The organism is Clostridium psychrophilum (assembly GCF_018861705.1).
In the GTDB taxonomy this organism is placed as follows: Bacteria; Bacillota; Clostridia; order Clostridiales; family Clostridiaceae; genus Clostridium_AD; species Clostridium_AD psychrophilum.
Window position 1 is genome coordinate 1 of the sequence record NZ_JAHLEC010000002.1, and the last position, 25,289, is coordinate 25,289.

The 25,289-nt window shown below is 29.8% G+C and carries 22 protein-coding genes and 1 other annotated feature; of the genes, 15 read left to right on the top strand and 7 right to left on the bottom strand.

Features of this window, described 5'->3' with window-relative positions; translation table 11 throughout:
- Positions 1-333: helix-turn-helix domain-containing protein (locus tag KPL38_RS00950; protein ID WP_216285679.1), on the bottom strand; the 333-nt coding region annotated here is incomplete at its 3' end.
- Between the two features lie 474 nt (positions 334-807).
- Here KPL38_RS00950 and KPL38_RS00955 point away from each other — a divergent pair.
- The 3 genes from KPL38_RS00955 to KPL38_RS00965 all read left to right on the top strand — a co-directional run bounded on the left by KPL38_RS00955 (position 808) and on the right by KPL38_RS00965 (position 4,419).
- Positions 808-1,050 (top strand): helix-turn-helix domain-containing protein, encoded by a 243-nt coding sequence (locus KPL38_RS00955; RefSeq protein WP_216285681.1) that lies wholly within the window; start codon positions 808-810, stop codon positions 1,048-1,050.
- Positions 1,051-1,571: 521 nt separating this feature from the next.
- Positions 1,572-3,251 carry a ribonuclease J gene (locus KPL38_RS00960; protein WP_246577751.1) on the top strand — a complete coding sequence of 560 codons (1,680 nt, stop codon included), beginning with the start codon at positions 1,572-1,574 and terminating at the stop codon, positions 3,249-3,251.
- Between the two features lie 232 nt (positions 3,252-3,483).
- Entirely contained in the window at positions 3,484-4,419 is a 936-nt protein-coding gene (locus tag KPL38_RS00965) for a metal ABC transporter substrate-binding protein (RefSeq protein WP_312884130.1), read from the top strand.
- Between the two features lie 90 nt (positions 4,420-4,509).
- Here KPL38_RS00965 and KPL38_RS00970 read toward each other — a convergent pair whose 3' ends face one another.
- From KPL38_RS00970 to KPL38_RS00985, 4 genes are all read right to left on the bottom strand, one after another.
- Positions 4,510-4,773, bottom strand: a complete 264-nt coding sequence (locus KPL38_RS00970) for an HPr family phosphocarrier protein (protein ID WP_216285683.1) — start codon at positions 4,771-4,773, stop codon at positions 4,510-4,512.
- A 171-nt stretch (positions 4,774-4,944) separates the two neighbouring features.
- A complete protein-coding gene (locus KPL38_RS00975; protein ID WP_216285685.1) occupies positions 4,945-5,814 on the bottom strand; it encodes an SDR family oxidoreductase in 870 nt (289 codons plus the stop codon).
- A 245-nt stretch (positions 5,815-6,059) separates the two neighbouring features.
- Positions 6,060-6,881, bottom strand: coding sequence for a [formate-C-acetyltransferase]-activating enzyme (locus KPL38_RS00980; RefSeq protein ID WP_216285687.1), 822 nt, complete (start codon positions 6,879-6,881; stop codon positions 6,060-6,062).
- 11 nt (positions 6,882-6,892) lie between these two features.
- Positions 6,893-9,193 carry a formate C-acetyltransferase gene (locus KPL38_RS00985; protein ID WP_246577753.1) on the bottom strand — a complete coding sequence of 767 codons (2,301 nt, stop codon included), beginning with the start codon at positions 9,191-9,193 and terminating at the stop codon, positions 6,893-6,895.
- A gap of 277 nt (positions 9,194-9,470) precedes the next feature.
- On the opposite strand from KPL38_RS00985, the gene KPL38_RS00990 reads away from it, so the two are divergent.
- The 4 genes from KPL38_RS00990 to KPL38_RS01005 all read left to right on the top strand — a co-directional run bounded on the left by KPL38_RS00990 (position 9,471) and on the right by KPL38_RS01005 (position 13,687).
- Positions 9,471-9,941 (top strand): heme-degrading domain-containing protein, encoded by a 471-nt coding sequence (locus KPL38_RS00990; RefSeq protein WP_216285689.1) that lies wholly within the window; start codon positions 9,471-9,473, stop codon positions 9,939-9,941.
- A 45-nt stretch (positions 9,942-9,986) separates the two neighbouring features.
- Positions 9,987-10,748, top strand: coding sequence for a DeoR/GlpR family DNA-binding transcription regulator (locus KPL38_RS00995; RefSeq protein WP_216285691.1), 762 nt, complete (start codon positions 9,987-9,989; stop codon positions 10,746-10,748).
- A gap of 64 nt (positions 10,749-10,812) precedes the next feature.
- Complete coding sequence (locus tag KPL38_RS01000; RefSeq protein WP_216285693.1) at positions 10,813-11,850, top strand: Gfo/Idh/MocA family protein; 1,038 nt, start codon at positions 10,813-10,815, stop codon at positions 11,848-11,850.
- Positions 11,851-12,025: 175 nt separating this feature from the next.
- Positions 12,026-13,687, top strand: coding sequence for a glutamine--tRNA ligase/YqeY domain fusion protein (locus tag KPL38_RS01005; protein WP_216285695.1), 1,662 nt, complete (start codon positions 12,026-12,028; stop codon positions 13,685-13,687).
- Positions 13,688-13,739: 52 nt separating this feature from the next.
- Here KPL38_RS01005 and thrS read toward each other — a convergent pair whose 3' ends face one another.
- Positions 13,740-15,677, bottom strand: a complete 1,938-nt coding sequence (gene thrS, locus KPL38_RS01010) for a threonine--tRNA ligase (protein ID WP_216285697.1) — start codon at positions 15,675-15,677, stop codon at positions 13,740-13,742.
- A gap of 112 nt (positions 15,678-15,789) precedes the next feature.
- Positions 15,790-15,992 (bottom strand) — a binding site (T-box leader).
- Between the two features lie 483 nt (positions 15,993-16,475).
- Here thrS and KPL38_RS01015 point away from each other — a divergent pair.
- Entirely contained in the window at positions 16,476-18,590 is a 2,115-nt protein-coding gene (locus KPL38_RS01015) for a sensor domain-containing protein (protein ID WP_216285699.1), read from the top strand.
- A gap of 174 nt (positions 18,591-18,764) precedes the next feature.
- On the opposite strand, the gene KPL38_RS01020 is transcribed toward KPL38_RS01015, so the two are convergent.
- Entirely contained in the window at positions 18,765-18,974 is a 210-nt protein-coding gene (locus tag KPL38_RS01020; protein ID WP_216285702.1) for a DUF1450 domain-containing protein, read from the bottom strand.
- 180 nt (positions 18,975-19,154) lie between these two features.
- On the opposite strand from KPL38_RS01020, the gene KPL38_RS01025 reads away from it, so the two are divergent.
- From KPL38_RS01025 to KPL38_RS01055, 7 genes are all read left to right on the top strand, one after another.
- Positions 19,155-19,835 carry a response regulator transcription factor gene (locus tag KPL38_RS01025; protein ID WP_216285704.1) on the top strand — a complete coding sequence of 227 codons (681 nt, stop codon included), beginning with the start codon at positions 19,155-19,157 and terminating at the stop codon, positions 19,833-19,835.
- Between the two features lie 3 nt (positions 19,836-19,838).
- A complete protein-coding gene (locus KPL38_RS01030; RefSeq protein WP_216285706.1) occupies positions 19,839-21,206 on the top strand; it encodes a sensor histidine kinase in 1,368 nt (455 codons plus the stop codon).
- Positions 21,207-21,357: 151 nt separating this feature from the next.
- Complete coding sequence (locus tag KPL38_RS01035) at positions 21,358-22,041, top strand: MgtC/SapB family protein (protein ID WP_216285707.1); 684 nt, start codon at positions 21,358-21,360, stop codon at positions 22,039-22,041.
- A 301-nt stretch (positions 22,042-22,342) separates the two neighbouring features.
- On the top strand, positions 22,343-22,813 hold the full coding sequence (locus KPL38_RS01040; RefSeq protein WP_216285709.1) for a hypothetical protein: 471 nt from the start codon (positions 22,343-22,345) through the stop codon (positions 22,811-22,813).
- Positions 22,814-23,417: 604 nt separating this feature from the next.
- Positions 23,418-23,585 (top strand): hypothetical protein, encoded by a 168-nt coding sequence (locus KPL38_RS01045; RefSeq protein WP_216285712.1) that lies wholly within the window; start codon positions 23,418-23,420, stop codon positions 23,583-23,585.
- Positions 23,586-23,958: 373 nt separating this feature from the next.
- Positions 23,959-24,150, top strand: coding sequence for a hypothetical protein (locus KPL38_RS01050; RefSeq protein WP_216285714.1), 192 nt, complete (start codon positions 23,959-23,961; stop codon positions 24,148-24,150).
- 257 nt (positions 24,151-24,407) lie between these two features.
- A complete protein-coding gene (locus KPL38_RS01055) occupies positions 24,408-25,157 on the top strand; it encodes a hypothetical protein (RefSeq protein WP_216285716.1) in 750 nt (249 codons plus the stop codon).
- Positions 25,158-25,289 lie beyond the last annotated feature (132 nt).

The window sequence follows — 25,289 nt, forward strand, 5'->3', positions numbered from 1 at the left end:
AACATAAGGTGGTTTTGATGTTAATGGGCATATATATTTTTTGTAATTAGAACAAATATCAGTGCATCTTGAGCAAAAGCGACAATAACGGTTTCGACAGCTTGGACTATCACAAATATAGGAGTATTTACAATCAAAACGATGAATACAGTTGTTAAATGTTTTGCCATAGGCGCCTGTCTTTTTTAAAGCAATATGATGTCTAATTTCTTTAGAAATAGAAGTACAGTCATGACAAAGTTCTTTAGCAATTGCTTTAAATGAAAAAGAATCCCTGATCATGTGTTCAATTACAAATCTTTCACTAAGATTAAAATGTTTGGATTTTGGCATAATGAACCCTCCCTATGATTAGGCAAGGATTGTTGTCCTGGTATATCTAATATTATTATAATAATTTGTAAAGGTAAAATCTACCTTTTAATTTGTAAGACTAACTTCCACTGTTTTATGTATTGGGGTGGAATTTACTTTTGCAATTGAGGTGAGAAATTATTTCTCAACCTTTTTTATAGTATAAATGAATATAATCAAATATAATATGGTATAATTATATTTGATTAGTATAAAACAAATCTTCCATATTGTATTTATTAGGAAATTATATAAAACTTGAACTATAAACAATATTATAAATAAGAATAAGGCACTGTACATATAGTAAACTTCAAAATTATAAGTTCATTAGGCACTAATTTAATAAGAAAATATATAATAAAATATATAATAAAAAAGAAAGTGATGTTTATTTTAAAGACAGCACTTTGAAATATAAGTTATCAAAAATATTAAAAGAAAGGAGAAGTCATGATTGAGGACAATAAGGAAAACGGCAAGATAGAAAATGTTGAAAAAATTGAAAATATTAATGATGATGAAATAATGACTATAGGTGAAATTGCGGCATATCTCAAAATAAGTGAGCAAATTATTATTAATTTAGTAAAAAATGGAGAGATAGCTTCCTTTAAAATCGGTGGGCATTATAGAGTTAAGAAGAGGGACATAGGTGATTTTATCGAATCATTGAGGCAAGGAAAACGAGTATAAAAGAGGTAGGTTAGCTGAGTTTCAATATAATTATCTTAACGAATTTTTAAAATCATTAAATTTATATAAATAACTAAACATGGGTAAAAAACTATTAATGAATAAAATTCAAAAGATATAATGAAATTATTAAGACGAACGACTCTCTCTAAAGAATTAAATGAAATAAAACAAAAATGTTATTAATCTAAAATAAAAAAATATAGAAGTAAAAAAATATAGAAACAAAAATATAAAAAAAAGGTAGGTGAAAATCCTGATTTATGGTTAGTTAATAGGAGAAAACACTTGGAATAGTAAGTTTATATTAAAGTTAGTAAAGCTTTATTTTTAATATAAACGAACTGTTAATGAAGCAGTACTATTATAATATAACAGAATGTTAGTATTATAAAACTGCGAGTATAACAGAACAAAACTGATCTAAGCAGTTGGACCTTGTAATACAACCATTATGTTTAGTCGACAGAACGAAAATATTGGATAGATAAAATGTCAAATATTTAGGAATCAGGGAGATATTGAATAATTACAAGAGTAAAGGTAAAAATAAAATTAGAGTTATTCCACTAGGTGGACTTGGAGAAATCGGAAAAAATATTACTGCAATAGAATACAAGGATGAAATAATAGTTATAGATTGTGGAATTAGTTTTCCAGATGAAGATATGTATGGTGTAGATTTAGTTATTCCCGATGTAACTTATCTTATAGAGAATAAAGATAAGGTAAAAGGAATTTTCTTAACTCATGGTCATGAAGATCATATAGGGGCATTGCCATATGTTTTGAAACAAATCAATATACCAGTTTATGGAACAATGTTGACACTTGGACTAGTAGAGAATAAATTGCAAGAACATGGAATATTAGCAGATTGTACTCTAAATGTAGTAAAAGCTGGAGACATTGTAAAGTTAGACAAAATCAGTGTAGAGTTTATAAGAGTTAGTCATAGTATAGCGGATTCTTGTGCACTTTGTATTCATACTCCTATTGGTAGAATTATACACACAGGAGATTTTAAAATAGATTATACTCCAATTGATGGAGAAGTTATTGATGTAGAAAGATTTGCAAAATTAGGTGGTCAAGGAGTATTACTACTAATGTGTGATAGTACTAACGTAGAGCGACCTGGGTTTAATATATCTGAGAAGAGGGTTGGACAAACCTTAAATAAACTATTTTTCCAAGTTCCAGGTAGAATTATAGTGGCTTCTTTTGCATCGAATATCCATAGATTACAACAAATTGCCAATGCAGCAATTTTAAATGGAAGAAAAGTAGCCTTCAGTGGAAGAAGTATGGAAAAAATATCTGAAATAGCAATTAAACTAGGATATTTGCATATACCAGAAGAAGATATAATTACTGTTGCTGATCTTCATAATTATCCTGATGATAAGGTGACAATAGTAACTACAGGGAGTCAAGGAGAGCCACTTGCTGCATTAACAAGAATGGCATCAGGTACTCATAGAAGCATTCAAATAGAAAAAGGTGATTTGATTATTTTATCTGCATCACCAATCCCAGGAAATGAAAAGGCAATATACAATGTTATTAATGAACTTTTCAAAAAGGGAGCTAATGTAATATATAATACTACAGATGAAATTCATGTTTCTGGTCATGCATGTCAAGAGGAATTAAAATTAATGCATACACTAGTTCGTCCTAAATATTTCATGCCAGTGCATGGTGAATTTAGACATCTTAAACAACATGCGTTACTTGCAGAAAAATTAGGAATGAGTCCTGATAATATTTTTATAGCAGAAACTGGACAGATATTAGAAGTATCACCAAGTGAATGTAGAATAGCAGGAAGAGTTCAAACAGGAGCTATAATGGTAGATGGTCTTGGTGTAGGAGATGTTGGAAACATTGTACTTCGTGATAGAAAGCATCTAGCTGAAGAAGGCATTCTTACGGTTGTAGTTACTATAGAAAGAGAAACTTTTAGCATAGCTGCAGGACCAGACATAATAACTAGAGGTTTTGTATATATGAAGGAATCTAATGAACTTATTAATGAAGCTAGGGACATTGTTAGAAAAGAGTTAGAAAAATGTTTAGATAATAAAATTAAAGAATGGGCTGTAATAAAGTCAAGCATTAGAAATGCTTTAGGTCAATTCTTATATATAAAAACTAAAAGAAGACCTATAATTATACCAATAATAATGGAAATTTAGTAAAAGATACTTTAATATAGATTTTATACTAAGAATGTTAAGGGGTTGCCTCTTTAGATGATTTGTTAATCATTTTGAGGTAGCTCCTTATTTTTGGATTACATATGAGGCTAAAGGATTTAATTATAGTAGCGAAGATAATAATAAATAGAGTATTGACAAGTTAATGATATATGAGTATATTATAATAGTAAATGCAAATGGTTTGCAACAATTATTGAGGAGTGAAAAAATATTGAAAAAAATTATTATTATCATGATTTCAACATGCATTATAGCTACACTAGTTGGATGTTCACAATCTACGAGTGGTGCAAAAGAGCAAGGAGTTAATAGCAAAACTCAAAATGATCAGTCGAAACTAAAAGTTGTAGTGTCTTTTAATCCATTAAAAGAATTTGCCGAGGCAATCGGGAAAGACAAAATACAAGTAACAACGGTTGTTCCAGAAGGTGTTGAACCGCATGATTTCGATTTAACAATAAAGGATATGAAAAACATAGGTAGTGCAGATTTATTTGTCTATTCTGGATTTGGAATGGAACCTTGGGTAGATAAGACTTTAACGTCTATAGATAATAAAGACTTAATGGTAGTCAATTCATCAAAGGGAATAACTCCATTAAAAAACTCAGCAGGAGAAGTTCAGCAGGAAGGGCAATATGATCCACATATATGGCTTAGTTTGAAAGATGCAAAGATACAAACTAAAAACATAAAAGATGCATTGGTTAAAGCAGACAAGAAAAATGAAAAATTTTATGAGAAAAATTATTTGGATTTTTCTACTCAACTTGATAATCTTTATAACGAATATAAGACGAAATTTAAGGGAGTACAAAACAAGAACTTTGTTACCGGGCATGCTGCATTCGGATATATGTGCAGAGATTTTGGATTAAAACAAAATAGTGTAGAAAGTGTATTTGGAGGAGGAGAGCCTACCCCTCAAACACTAAAACAATTAGTAGATTTATGTAAAAAAGATAAAATAAAGGTTATATTTATGGAACAACTTGCTAGTCCAAGAGTATCTGAAACTCTTGCGCAATCCGTAGGAGCTAAGGTTCAAAAGATATATACAATAGAAAGTAGCGAGGGAAACAAGACATATTTAGAGAGTATGAAAGAAAATCTTTCAAATATTTATAGTAGTTTAAACCAATAGACTAGTTAATTAATAAAACATAAAAATAAAGCAGTATATGATTTACGAATAAATCATATACTGCTTTATTTTTATGCTTTTAAATTATTCTTATTTTTCACCGAATTTGTTTTCTACAAGGACTGTTAAAGCATCCATAGCTTCACTTTCGTCAGTTCCTTCTGTAACAATTTTAATTTCTTCGCCTTTTTTTAAACCTAAACTCATTATGTTAATTATAGATTTTGCATTTGCAACGGCACTACCATGTACAATGCTAACATTAGATTTAAATTTGCTTGCAGTTTTTACGAAAATAGAAGCTGGTCTTGCGTGTAATCCCTGTTCATTTAATATTGTAACTGTCTTTTCCATTAATGTAACCTCCTAAAATTTAGCTGTTCACTTATTACTTATAATTTTCTGATAGTTTTAAAATATCTAGAAAATTTCTGCTTTCGTCAGAATTGATTGATAAATTTGTAAATGTTTTCTAAAAATCGTAAATTTACAGTGCAATACTATTATAACATATATATTCTTTTTTTATTGTAATTTTAAGTTGAATTCTTTAATACATTTTTTGATTCCATCTGATGATTCTGAAAAATTCAAACCATAATTTCTAATTTTATCAGTACATAACCTTATATCTCTAGTATGAATTTTATATTTTTCTAAATCTTTTTCTAATAATTCCTCTGTTTTATCTTCAAGGCCAATCTCTTTGATAATTAAAGAGCATATATTATAGCGGTTTAAGCTGTTATGACTTCCAATATGATATGTGCCATAAGGAATTTCGAATATCATTGGGAACTGGTCTATAACCTCATGTACATAAGTTAGACCTCTATATTCATTAGGAGTAGCCTTTATCTTTTTGCCTTTTAAAATATCGGTTAATGTACCCCAAAGTATATTAGGTGACATACCGCAATTGCGCTCAGGCATACCAAAGAGCCAAGTGAATCTTACAATCCAAAGTTCATCTAATATTTCTTTTAGTAATCCTTCAGCTTCAAGTTTGTTTTTACCATACACTGTATCTGGACAAGGAGTAATATCTTCTGTATATGGGCCACCGTTAGTATTACCATTAAATACTTGTTCAGAACTAATAAATATCATTTTAGAATGCATTTTTTTGCAAGCTTTAGCAACGTTTACGGCTCCTGTAACATTAATCTTATATGCAATTTCTGGATTCTCATTGCAAAAATCAGTACTTGCTTTAGCCGCAGCATGGATAACGTAGTCTGGATTAAAATTTTTGATAGTTTCATTTACTTGCGTTTCATTAGTAACGTCAAGCATGGAAGTATTAGCCGAGAGAATTTCATAAGTATTTTGATATCTTTGAGCAAATCTTGTACAAAAGAAGCCATTTCCACCTGTTAATAATATTTTTTCCATTTTAACACCCCACCTTAAATTTTATAAGACTCTAATTATGAAAATTAGCTTAATAACACTATATTAGTAATTTCAAGTTATTACAAGTTTATTGCAAGTTATAAATATTAAATTATCTCCTGGGTCGATGCAACATCTTCATAGAAAATGCGACAGCTTTGAAGAACAGCAACAGCGACCAAGAAGATGAACAGCTTCGAAGAAGAGCAACGGCGACCCAGAAGAACAGCTTCTATGAAGATGAATTATCCGTTAAGGATTACTTTTAAACCATTTTTTTTCATTTCACTCGCTATCTTTTCTATAACTTCTGGAGTCGAAATTTCAATATCTATAAGTTTATAATCCTTGTTTAATACTTTATATTTATTGCTTCCATATTGATGAAAAGGTAGCAGGTGAATTTCTGTAAGGTTTAAACTTTTAACAAAGATAATTATATCTTTTATATTACTAGCGTCCATAGTATAACCTGGTATTAAAGGCACTCTAGGTATAACTCTTTTATGCAAACTTACCAAGGTTTTAATATTATTTTTTATTAGATCAATATCTGCTCCAAGTATTAATTTAGACTTCGTTTTATCCATTATTTTAAGATCAAATAAGATTAAATCTAAGTAATCTGACATTTCAACAAGGTTTTGTGTATCTCCTTGGCCGCTAGTTTCGATTGCTGTATTTATACCTAAGCTTTTTAATTTCATAAGTAGTTCTTTTGCAAAAAGGCTTTGAGATAATACCTCTCCACCAGACAATGTTACTCCGCCACTTGATGTACGGTAGAAAACCATGTCCTTTTGAACAACGCGTACAACTTCTTCTACACTCATGTATTTACCGAATTCAGTAATTGCACCAGTTGGACATTCATCTACGTCAAAGGCGCAGTGATCACAATGGATACATTTACTAGCAATTTTCACCTTTTGAGGATCAAAGCTTATAGCTTCAGGGTTGCAGCACCATGGGCATTTCAGTGGGCAACCCTTAAAAAACACAATCGTTCGAATACCTGATCCATCATGCAAAGAATATCTTTGGATATTTAGTATTAATGCTAACACATAATCACTTCCTATAAATTATGTTCAGTTCGTCTTATGATATCATCTTGGATTTCGCGGCTTAGTTCTATAAAAAAGGCACTATAACCTACTACTCTTATAACTAGTCCCTTATAATCATTAGGTCTAGCTTGAGCACTTTTTAGAGTAGCTGCGGAAACCACGTTGAATTGTATATGTTGTATTTTTAACTTCATAAAAGCAAATAGAAAATCACATAGTTTATGAATTCCACCCTCACCCTCTAGAGTTTTAGGACTAAATTTAACATTTAATAGACTTCCATTTGTTGTTAAGTAGTTATCTAACTTACTTACGCTTTTAAGCACCGCTGTAGGACCAAGCATATCACGGCCAACCATAGGAGACAATCCCCCGTCTGCAAGCTGCTGGCCAGATTTTCTCCCGTCAGGAGTAGCACCGACTGATTTGCCAAGGGGAATATGAGCTGATACTGTATAAGACCCAGGGACAAAGGTTCTACCTCTAGGAGTTACATGCTTTTCAACGGATTTCGCGTAATATCTAAGAATATCTGAACTAAGGCTATCTACCTCATCATTATCATTTCCGTATTTATCATATTTATTAATTAAGCGAAGTCTAAGTTTTTCATTTTCAATACCTTCAAAGTTACATTTCAAAGCTTTTATTAGCTCATTAAAAGAAATCCTTTTTTCTTCAAATACAATCTTTTTTAGAGCATATAGGGAATCGCTTAGATTTGCTATACCAATACCTTGTACACCTGAAAAATTATACTTTGCACCACCATAGGTTATATCTTTTCCATTTTGCATGCAATTATCAATAAAACATGAAAGTAGTGGAACAGGCGCAAATTTTTTATGACCTATATCAACAATATTGCAGCCTTTTACCATTAGATTCACATATTTATCAATTTTATTTTTTATAGCATTGATTATTTCAATAAAGGTAATATTTTCTTTATATTGATTTTCTATAAGTGTGAGCTCCATTATTTTCAACAAATTAAAAAGTGCTATATCATGTAAACCATAAGTTTTTCCAGGTAGTGAAAGTTCAACGCAACCAACTACAGAATAGTTTCTTGCATCTTCTAAACTAACACCTCTGTTTAAAAATCCTGGAACTATTACTTCATCATTAAATATCTGAGGGATACCTGTACCAATCCTAATTGTTTCAACAGTTTTCTTTAAAAAATCTGGCTGTATAAGCTCATTTACACGTACACCCAAGTTTGGTTGGGGAAGACGTATGTCTTGATAGGCATCTAGTGCAACATAAGATAAAGGATTAACTGCAGATCTACCATTGCCAGTGAGCCCTCCAAGGGTTATAGTATAACCAGTTGGAAATCCGGCAAAGTATTTAGCACTATCACTACTTCTAACTAAAACCACATCATTGGTTTTAATCCATAAACAAGTTAGAATTTCTTTTAGATGATCACTTGTTACCCCTAAGGTTAAGTCATTTTGATAAAATGGATACATATATTTATCAAAACCACCTAAAGACAAGGAACTAGCATTTGATTCATACTGCAATATAACACATAAAAACCACAATAACTGGCATGCTTCGTAGAATGTTTTTGGTTTTTCACTAGAGATTTTTGTAGATATTTTAGAAATTTCTAAAAGCTCAGCCCTACGTTTTTTGTTTTGCTCTTTTTCTGCATTTAGCTTTGCCAGAGAGGCATATCTTAAAATATGTAACCTAGAAGCTTTAAGAACAATGGAGGAAGCTTTATAGAAATCATTATTAGGAGATTTTTCTGATAATTTTAATGTATCGCGAATTATCTTATCAAGACCGACATTTAATAGTTTCTCAAAATTTGGGATTATATGTCCTTGACCTTTATCAGTTTGATTAATTTTAAAAATATCTAAATCTATTGGAGCATGAACCTCAGGGGTAAGCCTTTTATTTATGAAATCTTTTAAAGATTTACCTGCCCAATAAGGATAAAGAACATCTTTATAGATTTTTTTATCTTCGTTAGATATAAAAAACTGGTCTTGTGGCCTGCTAGCGATTGTATCAAGTTCATCATTAATCCAGTAGGGATCCATTTCAGGAGAAATAATTCCACTTCTAGGTTTTATTGTTCTATTTCCGATTATAAGTTCTTCATCTCTTATAGATATTTGAACATTATTAAGTATGTGCGATGTTGCCTTTGCCCGCCTAATAATTGTGGAAGTACCTTCAGTTTCTTTATAGCTTTCTGTGTATAATAGGGCACGTTCAAGAGATATTTCTCTTTTGTTTTCAAAAAGCTCATCTTTAAGTGTTTGAATTCTATCGATAATCAAATTTAATACCCCCTCGTAAAAATAATGAATTATATATTTTATAAAACGGCGTAAACTATTTATAGTTTGTGTTTGAAATTTATTGTTTATTATTATTGTTTATTGTTTGTCCTTATTGTATAATTAAATTAAGAAAAATTCAATACTAATTATAGAAAATATTTAGAATATTATTAGTAATAAAATTTTTGAGGGTAAGGTTTATAACCTCTATGGATGTAGGGTAAATATATTATAGAAAAAAGAAACTTAAAATAATTGTGAAAGGAGAGATATTATGGAAGATTACGAAAAAATGCTTGAAGATATAAAAAAACAGGAGGAAATGATACAATTCACTGAATTTACAAATGAAACAGCACTGCAAATAGGAATGCTACTAATTGAAAAAGCAAAAAAAGAAAAATTATCAATGACTATTGATATTACAAGAAGTGGTCATCAATTATTTCATTATGCATTTGCTGGAACATCACCAGATAATGATCAATGGATTATAAGAAAAAACAGAGTGGTTAATAGATTCCATACCAGTTCTTTGTACATAGGTACAAAATTAAAACTTTCAAAAAATACAATTGAAGAAAAGTATCATATTTCATCCCAGGAGTATAGTCCCTATGGAGGTGCATTCCCAATAATCATTAAAAATGTTGGTGTGGTAGGCACTATTTCTTCTTCCGGATTAAAACAAATAACAGAACATAATTTAATTGTTGAGGTTTTAAAACAATTTTTAAACAAATAAGTGGCTTTATGAAAAAAATATAATGCACGGTAAGGTGGAGATACATTGTTTGTAGAGGAAAGAATAGAAAAAATAATTCAGCTGCTAAATGAAAATCAAAAGGTAGTTGTAAAGGAATTAAGCAAAAGGTTTGATGTGACGGAAGATTGTATAAGAAAAGATTTGAAAAATTTAGAAAGGCAAGGAATTATCAAAAGAACTTATGGAGGCGGAGTATTAAGTAGACAGTTCGCCCCACAAAATGATATTTTATATAGAAAAAAAATTGATGTAGAAGATAAAATCATAATTGCCGAGAAGGCTTATAAACTCATAAAAGAAAGCGAAACAATTTTTTTAGATATTTCATCCATAAATATATTGATTGCAGAGAAGATTGCAAAGGGCAATAAAAAGCTCACAGTTATAACTAATATGATTGATATTATTAGAACTTTTTCTAAATGTGACAATGTAGATGTGATAGGGACTGGTGGAGCGTTTAATAAAGATGTAAATGGGTTCGTAGGTTCTACTGCAATAGAGAGTATATTGAAGCACAAAGTAAATAGAGCCTTTGTAGGTAGCTGTGGAGTTAATATGTTTGATAAAAGTCTTACAACTTATAATGTGGAAGATGGAAATACGAAAAAAGCTATTATTAGTTCAGGAAAAAAAGTCTATCTAGTTATAGAAAATAAGAAATTTTATTATGATGCAACATATAAGTTTGCAGATATTTATGATATAGATGCAATTATTGTAGATAAAAAACCAGATGAGAAAATATGTGGGGAATTAGAAAAAGCGGATATAGAAATTATTTAAAATAATTACATTTAACTTTACAGGTAGGGTATAATATTCAATATGAAAAGTGAGGTATTAAATTATGAAAAAGATAAATTTTGCAATGATAGGATATGGTGCAATAGCGAAAACTCATGCACTAGCAGTTTATGATGCAAGTATTAGGTTTTCACTTCCATATGAGTTAAATTTAAAATATATTGTAACTAGAAAACCCATAAACATTCCTATAAATGGGGCTATAAATGTTACTGACATTGAAGAAGTTCTTAATGATAAAGATATTGATTTTGTAGATATATGCACTCCAAACGATGCGCATTTTGATATAGTAAAAAAAGCAGTTAAATATGGAAAAGCAATTTATTGTGAAAAACCATTATCATCAAGTTTGCAAGATGCAGTAGAAATGGCAAGGCTTGTTAAGGATAATAATGTAGTTAATTCTGTAGCTTTAGTTTATAGATTTATGCCATCACTTACGCTATTAAAAAGAGAACTTGAAAAGGGGACCATAGGAGAAATTATAGATTTTAAAGTGAGAACATATCACGACAGTTATTTAAATGAAAATAAAAAAGATACCTGGAGAACAGGAAAAAATTCTGGTGGCGGGGCACTACTTGATTTAGGTGTTCATTTGATTGACATGATACAATTCACTATGGGTGAAATAGAAAAAGTAGAGTCGAAAACTAGGATCTTCTTTAAGGAAAGAGCAAAAGTTGATGAAATAGCAAACTGTGATTTTACATTAAAGGATGGAACTCTTGGAAGCCTTGAGGTTTCAAGAATATTTACTGAAAGAAATCAAACAGATGATTATGTAGTTTATGGAAGTCATGGTAGTATAAAAATAGACTTTAATAATCCTTATGAGATTGAGATATATAAATATGAAAGCAATTCAACAGAAATTAAAAATGTAGCATCAGGAGACGATTTGTTAAAATATTACGCTGATAAAAGAAACTCATTAGGTTATTTCCAAAATTGTCACACAGCATCCTTTATAAATTTTGCTAATAAGATTTATAATAATGATTTTTGTGGTATAGATGCTAATTTTGATGAAGCATTAAAATGCCAGAAAATAATAGAAAAGGTGTATGTGAAATAAGTATTTATGGTAAAACTATCTATAGAATTTATGAAATATAATAAGATATTATGTACAATTATAGTTTAATAGCACGATACGTTGAAAACTCTAGGAAAAAATGTGTTTTTGTGATATATTTATTAGAATATAGGTTAAAATTACAAATAAGAAGATTAAAAGGAAGGTTACAATAATGGAAAATAAAACCACTTCATCAAATTTCATAAGAAACATTGTTTTAGAGGATATAGAGAGCGGAAAACACAAAACAATAATCACTCGGTTCCCACCAGAACCAAATGGATATTTACATATTGGTCATGCAAAATCAATTGTTCTAAATTTTGAATTAGCAGATCAATTTAATGGTAAGACAAACTTACGTTTTGATGATACTAATCCAGCAAAAGAAGATGCAGAATATGTTAATTCTATAAAAGAAGATGTAGAATGGCTTGGATATAAATGGGATAATCTATTCTTTGCTTCAAATTACTTTGATGAGATGTATAAGCGTGCTGTATTATTAATAAAAAAAGGCAAAGCTTATATTTGTGATTTAACAGCTGAAGAGATGAAGGAATACAGAGGTACTTTAAGAGAGCCAGGTAAAGATAGTCCATACATAAACAGAACTGTGGAAGAAAACTTAGATTTATTTGATCGTATGAGAAAAGGTGAATTTAAAGATGGATCAAAGGTTGCAAGGGCAAGAATAGATATGAGTTCTCCCAATATTAATATGAGAGATCCAATAATTTACCGTATATCTCATGCAATTCATCATAATACTGGAGATAAATGGTGCATATATCCTATGTATGATTTTGCTCATCCTATAGAAGATGCAATTGAGGGAATAACACATTCAATTTGCACATTAGAATTTGAAGATCATCGTCCACTATATAATTGGGTTATAGACAATTGTGAAATGGAAAACAAACCACAACAGATTGAATTTGCAAGACTTAACATTACAAACACAGTAATGAGCAAAAGAAATCTTAAGCAATTAGTGGATGAGAAGATAGTAGACGGTTGGGATGATCCAAGAATTCCAACTATAGCAGGACTTAGACGTCGTGGTTATACAGCAGAGTCTATACGTAATTTTTGTAGAGAAATCGGAGTTGCAAAGGTGAGCAGTACCGTAGATGGCAGGTTACTCGAACACTTTATAAGAGAAGATTTAAGTCTTAAAACACCTAGAACTATGGCAATTTTAAAACCATTAAAAGTAGTTATTACAAATTATCCAGAATCTCAAGTTGAAATGCTTACAATTGAGAACAATCAAGATGTTCCAGAAATGGGAACTCGTCAAGTGTCCTTCTCAAGAGAAATATATATAGAGCAAGAAGATTTTATGGAAAATCCAGTGAGAAAGTACTTTAGATTGTTTGTAGGTAACGAAGTAAGACTTAAGGGTGCATACTTCATAAAATGTAATGATATAGTTAAAGGTTCAGATGGAAATGTATGTGAATTGCATTGTACTTATGATCCAGAGACTAAGAGCGGTAGTGGATTTACAGGAAGAAAAGTTAAAGGGACAATTCATTTTGTAGATGCAGTAAATGCTCTGCCTGCGGAATTTAGATTATATGAACCTTTAATACTCGACGAGAAATCGGAGGATGGAAAAACATTCTTAGATCAGATAAATCCAGATTCAATGGAAATACTACAAGGGTTTGTAGAACCAAACATGAAAGGTTCAAAACCTGGTGATAGATTTCAATTCTTTAGACATGGGTATTTTAATGTAGATTCTAAATACACAACTGATGACAAAATGGTGTTTAATAGAATAGTATCTTTAAAAAGTTCTTTTAAAATACAGAAAAAATAACACAATAATAAAAATCCAGTACAAGGTTTTATCTTGTACTGGATTTTTATTATTATAATATTCTAGTTTCGACTTCTTCTTTAATTCTTGAAATAAAGGAGTCTAGTGAAGTAGCACCTTCATCTCCATTTTTACGGCTTCTGACAGAAACTTCATTTAAATCTGCCTCTTTCTCACCAACTATTAGTAGGAAAGGAACTCTTTCGTTACGACCTTCACGGATTTTATATCCAATTTTTTCAGCTCTAAAGTCCGCAGAAGTTCTAATTCTTAATTTCTTAAGTTTTGCTACTACTTTTTCTGCATAATCATGATACTTCTCAGAAATAGGTAACACTTTAACTTGTATTGGTGCAAGCCAAGTTGGGAAAGCACCAGCATATTTTTCAATAAGTAGTGCAAGTGTTCTCTCGTAACAACCGATAGATGTTCTATGGATAACATATGGACGTTTCTTAACACCATCTTTATCAATATAACTCATGTCAAATCTATCTGGTAGTTGGAAATCAATTTGCACTGTAATTATAGTATCTTCTTTTCCATAAACATTTTTAAATTGTAAATCAAGTTTAGGGCCGTAGAAAGCGGCTTCACCGATAACTTCTTTATAGTCTATTTTAAGATCATCTAGTATAACTTTCATCTTAGATTCAGTTAATGCCCAAGCTTCAGGGTTATCAATATATTTTTCTTTATTGTTTGGATCCCACTTTGAGAATCTATAAGTAACATCATTTTCAATTCCAAGTGTTTTCATCATATAATTAATTAAATCTACAACACCTTTAAATTCATCTTCTAATTGATCTGGTCTAACAACTAAATGACCCTCAGATATTGTAAATTGACGAACTCTAGTAAGTCCATGCATTTCACCGGAAGATTCATTTCTAAATAATGTTGAAGTTTCTGCATATCTAATTGGAAGATCACGATAACTTTTCTGATCTGCATTGTAAATTGTAAATTGGAATGGGCATGTCATAGGACGAAGTGCCATAACATCTTCACCTTTAGTTTCATCACCAAGAACAAACATTCCATCTTTATAATGATCCCAATGACCAGATACCTTATATAATTCGCTTTTAGCCATTAAAGGAGTTTTAGTTATAACATAACCTCTTTGTTCTTCTTCATCTTCAACAAAACGTTGTAGTAATTGGATTACTCTTGCACCATTAGGCATAAGTAGAGGTAAACCCTGTCCGATCATATCTGATGTAGTAAAGAATTTGAGCTCACGTCCAAGTTTGTTGTGATCTCTTTTTTTAGCATCTGCCATCTTTTCTAGATGTTCATCTAAATCAGATTTTTTTGTAAAGGCAGTACCATATATACGGCTAAGCATTTTATTCTTTTCATTACCTCTCCAATAAGCTCCAGCAACTTGTGTAAGTTTAAAAGCTTTTATATACTTTGTAGACATTAAGTGTGGGCCAGCACAAAGATCTGTAAATTCACCATGTTTGTAGAATGACAATTTTTCATCAATTGGTAGATCTTCTATTAATTGAACTTTAAAATTTTCATCTTTTCCTCCCATAAAAGCTATAGCTTCAGCTCTTGGAAGTTCGAATCGTTCAATTGGTAAATTTTCTTTAACAATTTTTTTCATTTCATCTTCAATTAAATTAATTTCCTCTGCAGAAAAAGAATTTTGTTTATCAAAATCATAGTAGAATCCACCATCTATAGCAGGTCCAATAGCAAGTTTTGTGCTTGGAAATAATCTTTTCACTGCTTGTGCCAATATATGAGTAGCTGTATGTCTAAAGGCTTTTTTACCTTCATCATCATTAAAAGTTAATATACTAACTTCACAGTCTTCATTTACAACAAAACGTAAATCTACAGTTTCACCATTTACTGTTCCTGCACAAGCAACTCTTGCAAGGCCCTCGCTGATATCTTTTGCAATTTCAATTACAGTTATTCCAGGTTCATATGATTTAATAGAACCATCTTTTAGTTTAATACTTATCATGTATATTACCCCTTTCTTATAGCTTGGGTGTATAAGGTAACCATAAAAATTTAATTTATAGTTACCTTATATTTTTAGAAACAAAAAAACCCCGTCCCAATTCTAACTATAGAATTGGGACGGGATTATAATTTCCCGCGGTTCCACCCAAATTGTTTAATAAATAAACCACTTAATAATGATAACGGAATTACCGGACTCGATTGAAGTCACTCAGAGGTAGTCTTCAGAGACGATCATTTAAGAATACTTCCAGCTAATGTATCCATTCTCTGTAAATGTGTCGTGGCTTACTTTTCTCTTCGTAGTATTGTATTATGTATTTATATTAATTATACCATTTGGAATAGAAATGTCAAGAGAGTAAACTGAATAATCTTGCAATAAAGAACAAATTAAAATATGTGGAATATAATAACAAATAAATAATATAATTATAAAATATTATAATTATAATGTTATTTAATCAGTAAAAGTGGCGATAATATATTGTAAATAACATTGTATTTTAGTAGGACTTTTTCTTATTTCTATGCATCTTTTATGCAGTTTTTATGAATATTAAAAATTAATTATAAAAATCTGCATTTTATTATAATAAAGTATTAATAATTAATAAAATTAACCGATAATATATAATGGCTCGATTATAAAAAATATTGCGATTATAAAACATAAGATAAGTTACTAAAAATTATTCCTTGAAATAAAGGATTAAATGCAAGAAAATATTATTGGATTGGATTGGATTGGATTGGATTGGATTACTTTGTGGGAGTAATAGGAGGACATAACTAAATGAATGTAGATGGTATAAGAAAGATTTCGCTTAATAAAGTAAAAAATAAAAATGATGGTTCTAATATTGAATTTTTATCTTATTATGAGAGGATTAAAACAATGCCAATAAAAATAACAATTGCATACTTCTTAATTGGTGGAATTTTGACTTTGTTTTTTAATAAGATTTTAGATAACTTTATAGAAAGTAATTTTTTAATGAATTATATACAATCTATTGAAGAATTGAGTTATATTATTATAACATCCATAGCAATATATTTTTTAATAAGTAAGTTTACCAAGAAAAGCAAGAATTCTTTTAATAAATTTAAAAATGATTATGAAAAAATTCAAGTAGATTTTGATAAACTATTAGATGCTAAAGATGAGTTAAGGATGCAATATGAAGAATTAACTAAAAAGCAATTAACAACTCAAACGAGTGAGGAAAGATATAAGCTAGCGATAGAATGTACAAATGATACTATATGGGAAATAGATCTTGGAACAAATGAGTTTTTTTCTACAGACAAATTTAACGATATCACGGGTTATGATAAAAACATTATAAAAACACTTGCTGATTTAATTAAGTATATTGCGCCTGAGGATAGAGAGGTTGCAGAAGATGAGTTTATGAACCATATTATGGGCAAAAGTTTGTATTACCGAAGTACAGTTAAGCTTAAGTACAATGGGATAGCGGACAAATGGATTTTAATTAGAGGAAAATGTTTAAGAGATAGTAAGGGTATTGCAACTAAAATTTCAGGATCTATGACAGATGTATCCAATCAAAAAAATTCTGAAGAAACAATAAACAAATTACAATACTATGATATGTTAACAGATTTACCTAATAGAAAGCTATTTATGAACACATTAGAGAATGAAATTAATAAGGCAATGGATAATAAATTTAAACTTGCAGTATTATTTATAGATATAGATAATTTTAAAGAGATTAATGATACTTCAGGGCATGATTATGGGGATAAATTGTTAAAGAAAGTAGCAACGTTATTTAATAAATTTATTAAAGAGGGTAATTTTGTATCAAGAGTAGGTGGAGATGAATTTTTTGTTCTAATGAGTAATATTGAGGATTATGAACAGATAAGTATTCTTTGTGATAGGTTACAAAGTTTATTAAACTGTGAAATAAATATGGATGATACACATGTATATACTTCAGCAAGTATTGGAATCACTGTATTTCCTGATGACGGGGATAAAACAAATATACTACTAAAAAATGCAGATACTGCAATGTATAGTGCAAAATATAATGGCAAGTGTAAATATTCATTTTTTAATAGGACGATGAGTGATGTAGTAGTAAGACATGTTGAGATAGAAAAAGGGTTAAGAAATGCTATAAAAAACAATGAACTTGAAATATATTATCAGCCTCAAATTGATATAATAAATAATAAAATAAAGGGGTTCGAAGCACTATTAAGATGGAATAGTGCAGAGCTTGGAAGAATAGGTCCAGATGAATTCATACCGGTTGCCGAGCAAAGTGGATTATTAATTCCTATGGGTGATTGGATTATAGAAACAGTGTGCATTCAAAATAATATTTGGAAAAACAAAGGATATCTATATGATACTATTGCAATAAACTTATCTTCAATTCAATTAGAAAATCATAAATTTGAAAAAACATTAAAAAAACTTATAGTGGAGACAAAGATTAATCCTAAATACGTGGAACTTGAAATTACAGAAAGCATTTTGATGAAGGATTTTGATAATAATATTAAATTGCTTACAGATATTAGAGATTTAGGAGTAAACATTGCGTTAGATGATTTTGGAACAGGATATTCTTCTCTTAGTTATTTAAAACAGTTGCCTATAAATACATTAAAAATAGACAAGTCGTTTATTGACAACATTGTTACAAATGATAGAGAGAAAGCAATTGTCGATGGGATAATACAACTTGCACAAAAAATTGATTTAGAGGTAATTGCAGAAGGTGCAGAAAGCAAAGAGCAAATAAGGTTGCTGCATCAAATGGGATGTAATCAAATACAAGGTTATTATTTTAGCAAACCCCTTCCAGCAAACGAAATTGAAGAAAAGTTCTTAAAAACTAATTGGATCGAGTCATATAATTAGAAAGTCATTATGCATCTCTTTCAGAGTTGTTACAGTTACCCAGGAGATGATTTAATAAAAAAAGCACACCATATAATGGATTTATCAACTAGTCTCAGTTGTATTCATTAATTGGTGTGCTATTTTTAAATGAAAAATCTTCACAAGAACTACATAAGTTTTTGATATATTTTATTATAATTTATTAATTATTATATTATATAAATCTTTTTCATTATTGCCAACTAATATTTCTTTATCGATCTTTGCTATAGGCTGATCTTTACATTTATGGCATTTGCCAATACACTTTTTTATTGATATATTTATATCTGGGTGAGTTTCGGTTATCATAGTACTGACGACTTCTGTCCATTTATTTTTTTTGCACAATTTAACTTTCATATTATCAGCTCCTTTATATATCTGTATATTATACTCAATAATTATAGAATATAACATGGAGCAGTGTTTAAATAGAAAAAAATCAAAATAAGGTGGGGACGGTTAAGAACTTTTAAGCTTATGCACAATAAGCGGGGGACGGTTAAGAACTATTGAGATTAAAAATGAGGAGGTTTAAACGTGGATAATATATTAATTATTGAGGATGAAGAAAAAGTCTCGGAGATTCAAAAAGCATATCTTCAAAAGGCAGGTTATAGTGTTAATTGCACTACAAAAGGATTGGATGGGATAAGATTGTTTGAGAAAATTAATTTTAGCCTAGTGATATTAGATCTAATGTTGCCTGATATATCTGGTGAAGAGGTTTGCAGTGTGTTAAGAAAAATTTCAGAGGTGCATATATTCATGCTTACAGCAAAAAGTAGTTTAGAAGATAGGATAGAAGGATTAAATCTTGGTGCAGATGAATACTTGGTGAAACCATTTAGTCCACGGGAACTGACTGCAAGAGTAAATGCATTATTTAGAAGAATCAATGTAAATAAGTCTGAAACAAAAGTTTACAATAACGGAGACTTGGAAATTAATTATGACAAAAGGATAGTTAAGGTAAAAGGTTTAGAAATATATCTTACGCCAAATGAATTTGACATATTGCATGTACTCTCATCCAATTCAGGGAAGGTATTTACAAGGGAGCAACTCATTGAAAGAATTATGGGAATTGATTTTGAGGGGTTTGATAGAACAATAGATGTGCATATTAAAAACATACGTAAAAAGATAGAAGAAGATAGCAGAAATCCTAAATATATAGTAACCGTAACTAGAATGGGTTATAAATTTGGTGGTGAGTAAAAGATGCAAAGCATAAGAAAAAGATTAAGCATTATTTTAATATGTACATCTATATTGGCTCTTTTCTTGTCTACACTTTTTGTGAACATAGCGGTATCAAGAACATTTGACAAATATCTAGTTGAAATACAAAATAAAAGAGACACTAAAATAGTAAGTTATTTAGAAAATGTATATGAGAAAAATGGCAAGTGGTCAAAGACATCAGGAATTGAAATTATGCATGAAGCATATATGAGTAATTATTGTCTTACTCTTAAGGATAAAAATAAAAAGGTTGTTTGGGGAATGAATTCAAAGGATATAGTTAACAATACTAATATTCATATGCAGGGGAGTAATAAAGGGGTATATACTACAACCACGCTTGTAATAAAATCTAAAAATAAAATTGTAGGGTATATAGATATAGGTCAATATGGTCCAGTATTATTAACTAATGAAGATATAAATTTCAAAACATCAATAAATGAAAGCATTATTTTGAGTATAGTATTATCAATTTTAATAACAATATTGGTTAGTTTATTTATTTCAAAGCAATTTTCTAATCCTCTTACAAAAGTATCAAAGATTTCAGTCCATCTTTCCAATGGTAATTATCATGAAAGGTCTAAGGATAAGAGTAGTATTATAGAACTTGAAAATTTAAGGGTTAGTATAAATACACTTGGAGAAAAACTTCAGCATCAAGAGGAACTTAGAAAAAGGTTGATATCAGATATATCACATGAAGTTAGAACACCATTAAATATTCTTCAAAATAATTTTGAAGCCATGATTGATGGTATTTTCCCGGTAGATAATGAAAGGTTGACGTTTCTTAATGAAGAAGTTATTAGATTTGGAAAGCTTATAGATAATTTGAATGCTTTAAAAGAGATTGAAGGTGAAAAAATAGTATTAAATATTGAAGAAATTTCTTTAAAGAATAATGTTCGCTTAGTTGCAAAGGAGTTTGAATTAATCTCTAAAAATAAGAGCATTAATATGACATTAGAGTGTACTAGTTCTAAGAACTATAATATTTTAGGAGACAAAGACAAAATAAAACAGGTAATCATTAATTTGCTTTCAAATGCAGTCAAATTTACACCTGCTGGAGGAAAAATCAATATTAATCTGAAAGAATCTGCGGATAAAGTAATATTAACAGTGCAAGATACGGGAATTGGAATTAAGGAAGAAGATTTACCTTATATTTTTGAAAGACTTTATAGAGGAGATAAAAGCAGGCATGAAATAGAGGGCTCAGGAATAGGCCTAACTATTGTACGAAATATATTAACCATACATAAGGCGGATATAAAAGTAGAAAGTAAAGACAACGAGGGGTGCCTTGTAACTGTGACATTTAACAGAGCTCCGTAATTGTATTTAAAAAACTTACCTTAACTAAATGGTTTAGGTAGGTTTTTCTGTTTAATAATTTTAAAAAGCAATTATTATTAATTAAAATTATGTGTTGCCATATTGTAATAATTATTCTAAAATATTAATAACGAACTAAGGAGATGGAGTTATGTTTAGCAATTATGGTATGCAACAATCAGAGCTTTTATTGCGTCTTTTGATTGCTGCAATATTGGGAATAGCTATTGGTTATGAGAGAGAAAATAGGATGAAAGAAGCCGGTATTCGTACACATTTTATTGTGGCTACTGGTGCATCACTTATGATGATTGTTTCAAAATATGGTTTTCAAGATCAAATTGGATGGGCTAATATGAGTCTTGATCCATCACGTATAGCAGCACAGGTTGTAACAGGTGTTGGGTTTCTTGGAGCTGGTATAATTTTCACACAGAGAAAATCTATAATAGGGCTTACAACAGCCGCAGGAATTTGGGCTACGGCAGGGATAGGACTAGCTATAGGAGCGGGTCTTTATCTTGTTGGGTTTGCAGCTACAATTACCATTATACTTGGCCAAATCATATTACATAGTAAAATAAAAGTGTTAGCTTCACCCAAAACGGAAATTCTAACTCTAAAAATTTTGGATGAACCAGGGGCAATACATACTATAGAAAAAATATTTGAAGAGAGAGATATTAATATTCTTAATTTTAAGACAGAAAGTAGTAAAGAGCTAGTACCAGTAATTGATATGAAAATTTCAATAAGAGTATCTGAATCATTTAGTACTACTAAATTACTTTGCATATTACAAGATAATCCAATAGTAGTGTCTGTAGAATTTTAAAATCAAACATTATAAGAAAGTTTTGGTATTACATTTAACAAATTTAAATTTTAGATGCTATAAATAGGTGTTGCTGGAGAAGTTTTTATATTTGTATGGTTTTGAGAACCATTATTAATATTTTCAATATAATAGTAATGTAGAGCGGTTTTAAGAAATGACTATAGATGAACATGAATTTTTTAAGGTTTATGTAGATAATCATTTATTAGTTTATAATGTTACATGACAGAATTTAATTAAAACCATCACTATAGATATTTTTATATGATAACTTATATAATTTTAAGGAGGATATCTTATGTTTATAGCTCATCCAGGTAATTTCAATCAAAATTTAATACGTAATGCTGTTCCAAAGTATTCTAATTATCCAATTATGCCTATTATGCCAAGTCTTGAAATGGACGAGGTTCCAAAACAAAAGCCCATGGACAAAACTAGTGATTCTACTAAACCATTAAAATCTACTGTTAAGCCACTAGATACAACCATTAAAAACAATCAGAATCCTGAAATGGCAGCTGGTTCACCTATAGTAGACAATAAGTTATATAATCAAGGCTGGTTAACGACGCAAATAGGTAAATATATAAGTATAGATTTTTTATTGGGTAGCATGTACATTGATCGCCAAGGCATTTTACAAGAAGTTGGGATTAGTTACATCATAATTAAAGAAAGTGGCACAAATGACCTAGTGATGTGTGACATATACTCTATTAAATTTGTAACAGTTTTTGGGGATCAATCCAGTAAATGTAGAGCATAATAAGGCATATTTTTTATACCTATATTTATTTAAAAAATTGTTCCCAATGTTAACATAACCAAAGAGAATAAATGGAAAATTTAATAAATATTCATTTATGATTTTTATAAAATAATTTTAAGCTTATTTGAAGATTGGTAATGGAAATATCTATGTAGTGATAAAAGATGTCTTACATTTAAGTTGTATAAGTAGTATGATATAAAGAGCATAGGCGTAATACTTTGATAATAAGCTTATTGCTGAGTTTATTGGTAATATTAATAAAATATATTCATTTTACTTAATTAGTACATTATATAGTTTATGAAAAAATAACACTACTAAATTTTCAACTATATTATATATAAAATGGGTAAACTATATAATATGCTGAATACAATATAAATACAGTTTAATTTATATTGTAAATACTTTTGATATATTACTTTATTTACTTACAATTTATAAAAAGTAGTAATAAAGCTTTAAAAACTTGACTATTCACGAAAAAAATGTTATTTTGATAAATTAAGAGGACAATTAGATCGTGATGAAGATTAAGAAAGTTAGCAAACTAAAGTGGAGTAAAATGTCTTAAAACAATAGAGGAGAATAGTTAAGTATGAGTAATGACAAAAACGAGCTTTCACCGGAAGCATTGGAGAAAATGGCCAAAGATGAAAAATTTGAGAAAAATCAGGCACTAAAAAAAGCAATACAGGAGACACATGATAAAGAATATAAAGAAGCCGAAGCGTTACGTAATGAAAAGGCACTTAAAAAAGAATAAGACAATGGACACCATTAAAACTAGCATTTGATAGTGGCTTTTATTATGAAATATATTAAGAATAAAGTTGATAACAGTAGTTAATTCTACTGTTTTTTTTAGCTCATAAAATGCAGCAAAATTTGTATTAGATAAAAAACAATTAAGTATACAAAGCTATATTCGCTTTAAAAACTTTATTAAAGAAGGAATGAACTTTTTTTAAAGATCATATAAATAAAAATGATATAGGTTAAATCTTAGGTAATAAGTTAGAAAAAACGAAGCAGGGTAGTGCTAACTAGTATTGCTATCAATCGTTACTGAATAATACATAATCAAAGAGTATAATATAACTATAGTAAAAAAATTAGAAATTAAAGGGTGGTATATTATGGAGTCTCAAACACTTTTAGATAAAAAAGGAAAAGATGAAATAAGTAGTTTGTTTAAGTGGATAAAGAAATCAAATAAGAATATTAAACCATCTAAGCTTACACAACATGGTCATTGTAACAATTACGCTACTCAATGCTGTTTAAACTGTGACAAGTGCTGGGGAGGAAGATATAAGAACCTAGAATAGAATAAAAGTATTTTAGGCAATAATTTAAAAATGGAAGATAAATGTTAGGTTTTTAATATTAACGACATTTCAAAAGGAAAGTCTCCCATTTCTATAGGTGGGAGGATAACAATTGAGAATTGTTATCTACTCCAGAGGTCTACAAAGAGGTAAATTTCCTTCTGAAGTCGTCGCAGCTCAATAGAGGAAATGATTCATCTTCTATGAAGAGGTTACAGCTCCGTAGGAGATGATTTAATAGAAAGAGGGTAATAAACATGAAACAGTTTCTTATTACTATTCCAGCAGGTAAAAGACTTATTGCAAGAGCGGTGGTAGCCTTAGGGCAAATTAAAGAGGCATTGAAAAGTCACACGATTGTAATTGTTTCTGGAACTACAAATGGTTATATCGCTGAGGAATTACTTGCTATGATCAGTCAAACTGACGATTTTTCGAAAGAAATGTTTTTTAGAGGAATAAATGTAGGCCTAGGTATAATGCCACAAAAGGGCAAATATTCAGGCACAGATGTAGTAATTGAAAAAGGAAAATGGATTAAAGAAAAAACAATATTTAATGTAGCACAAAGTCTTGGGAAAGGAGATATTATCTTAAAAGGCGCGAATGCCATTGATTCTGAAAGAAAGGTTGCTGGTATACAGATTGCTAATCCAACTATTGGTACCAGTGGACCAATTCTTCAAGCTGTTATTGGAAGGAGAGCCCAGCTTATAATTCCTGTGGGACTTGAAAAGCGAGTATTTGCTAGTATAAGTGAAATTGCAGCAAAGCTTAACGAACCATCTAGTACAGGATTAAGAATGTTACCAGTAAGTGGGACTATTATAACAGAGTTAGAAGCTATTAAAATACTTACAGGGTCATCAGCAGAACTTGTGGCAGCTGGAGGTGTATGTGGAGCAGAAGGAAGTTACTGGATTTCAGTAACCGGGAAACAAGAACAGGTTGACTCAGCATCAGAAATTATCAACTCCATTGCGAATGAACCACCATTTTCAGGCTAAATATTATTTGTAAGGTTATAGACACATGCATTGTTGCTTATGATTAAATTAAATTCAACAAAAACTTATTAAGAATGTAATTAAAATTAATTAGTATTAGGTTAAATGGACAAGTTGATGAGGATATTTTTG

Bases quoted from the DNA above. Each gene is read 5' to 3' on its own strand.
- KPL38_RS00975 (WP_216285685.1), bottom strand. From the start codon at position 5,814: ATGGAAAAAATATTATTAACAGGTGGAAATGGCTTCTTTTGTACAAGA.
- KPL38_RS01020 (WP_216285702.1), bottom strand. From the start codon at position 18,974: ATGAAAGTTAAATTGTGCAAAAAAAATAAATGGACAGAAGTCGTCAGT.
- thrS (WP_216285697.1), bottom strand. From the start codon at position 15,677: ATGATAAGTATTAAACTAAAAGATGGTTCTATTAAATCATATGAACCT.
- KPL38_RS00955 (WP_216285681.1), top strand. From the start codon at position 808: ATGATTGAGGACAATAAGGAAAACGGCAAGATAGAAAATGTTGAAAAA.
- KPL38_RS01000 (WP_216285693.1), top strand. From the start codon at position 10,813: ATGAAAAAGATAAATTTTGCAATGATAGGATATGGTGCAATAGCGAAA.
- KPL38_RS00990 (WP_216285689.1), top strand. From the start codon at position 9,471: ATGGAAGATTACGAAAAAATGCTTGAAGATATAAAAAAACAGGAGGAA.
- KPL38_RS01030 (WP_216285706.1), top strand. From the start codon at position 19,839: ATGCAAAGCATAAGAAAAAGATTAAGCATTATTTTAATATGTACATCT.
- KPL38_RS01040 (WP_216285709.1), top strand. From the start codon at position 22,343: ATGTTTATAGCTCATCCAGGTAATTTCAATCAAAATTTAATACGTAAT.
- KPL38_RS01055 (WP_216285716.1), top strand. From the start codon at position 24,408: ATGAAACAGTTTCTTATTACTATTCCAGCAGGTAAAAGACTTATTGCA.
- KPL38_RS01035 (WP_216285707.1), top strand. From the start codon at position 21,358: ATGTTTAGCAATTATGGTATGCAACAATCAGAGCTTTTATTGCGTCTT.
- KPL38_RS00970 (WP_216285683.1), bottom strand. From the start codon at position 4,773: ATGGAAAAGACAGTTACAATATTAAATGAACAGGGATTACACGCAAGA.
- KPL38_RS01015 (WP_216285699.1), top strand. From the start codon at position 16,476: ATGAATGTAGATGGTATAAGAAAGATTTCGCTTAATAAAGTAAAAAAT.
- KPL38_RS01050 (WP_216285714.1), top strand. From the start codon at position 23,959: ATGGAGTCTCAAACACTTTTAGATAAAAAAGGAAAAGATGAAATAAGT.
- KPL38_RS01045 (WP_216285712.1), top strand. From the start codon at position 23,418: ATGAGTAATGACAAAAACGAGCTTTCACCGGAAGCATTGGAGAAAATG.
- KPL38_RS01005 (WP_216285695.1), top strand. From the start codon at position 12,026: ATGGAAAATAAAACCACTTCATCAAATTTCATAAGAAACATTGTTTTA.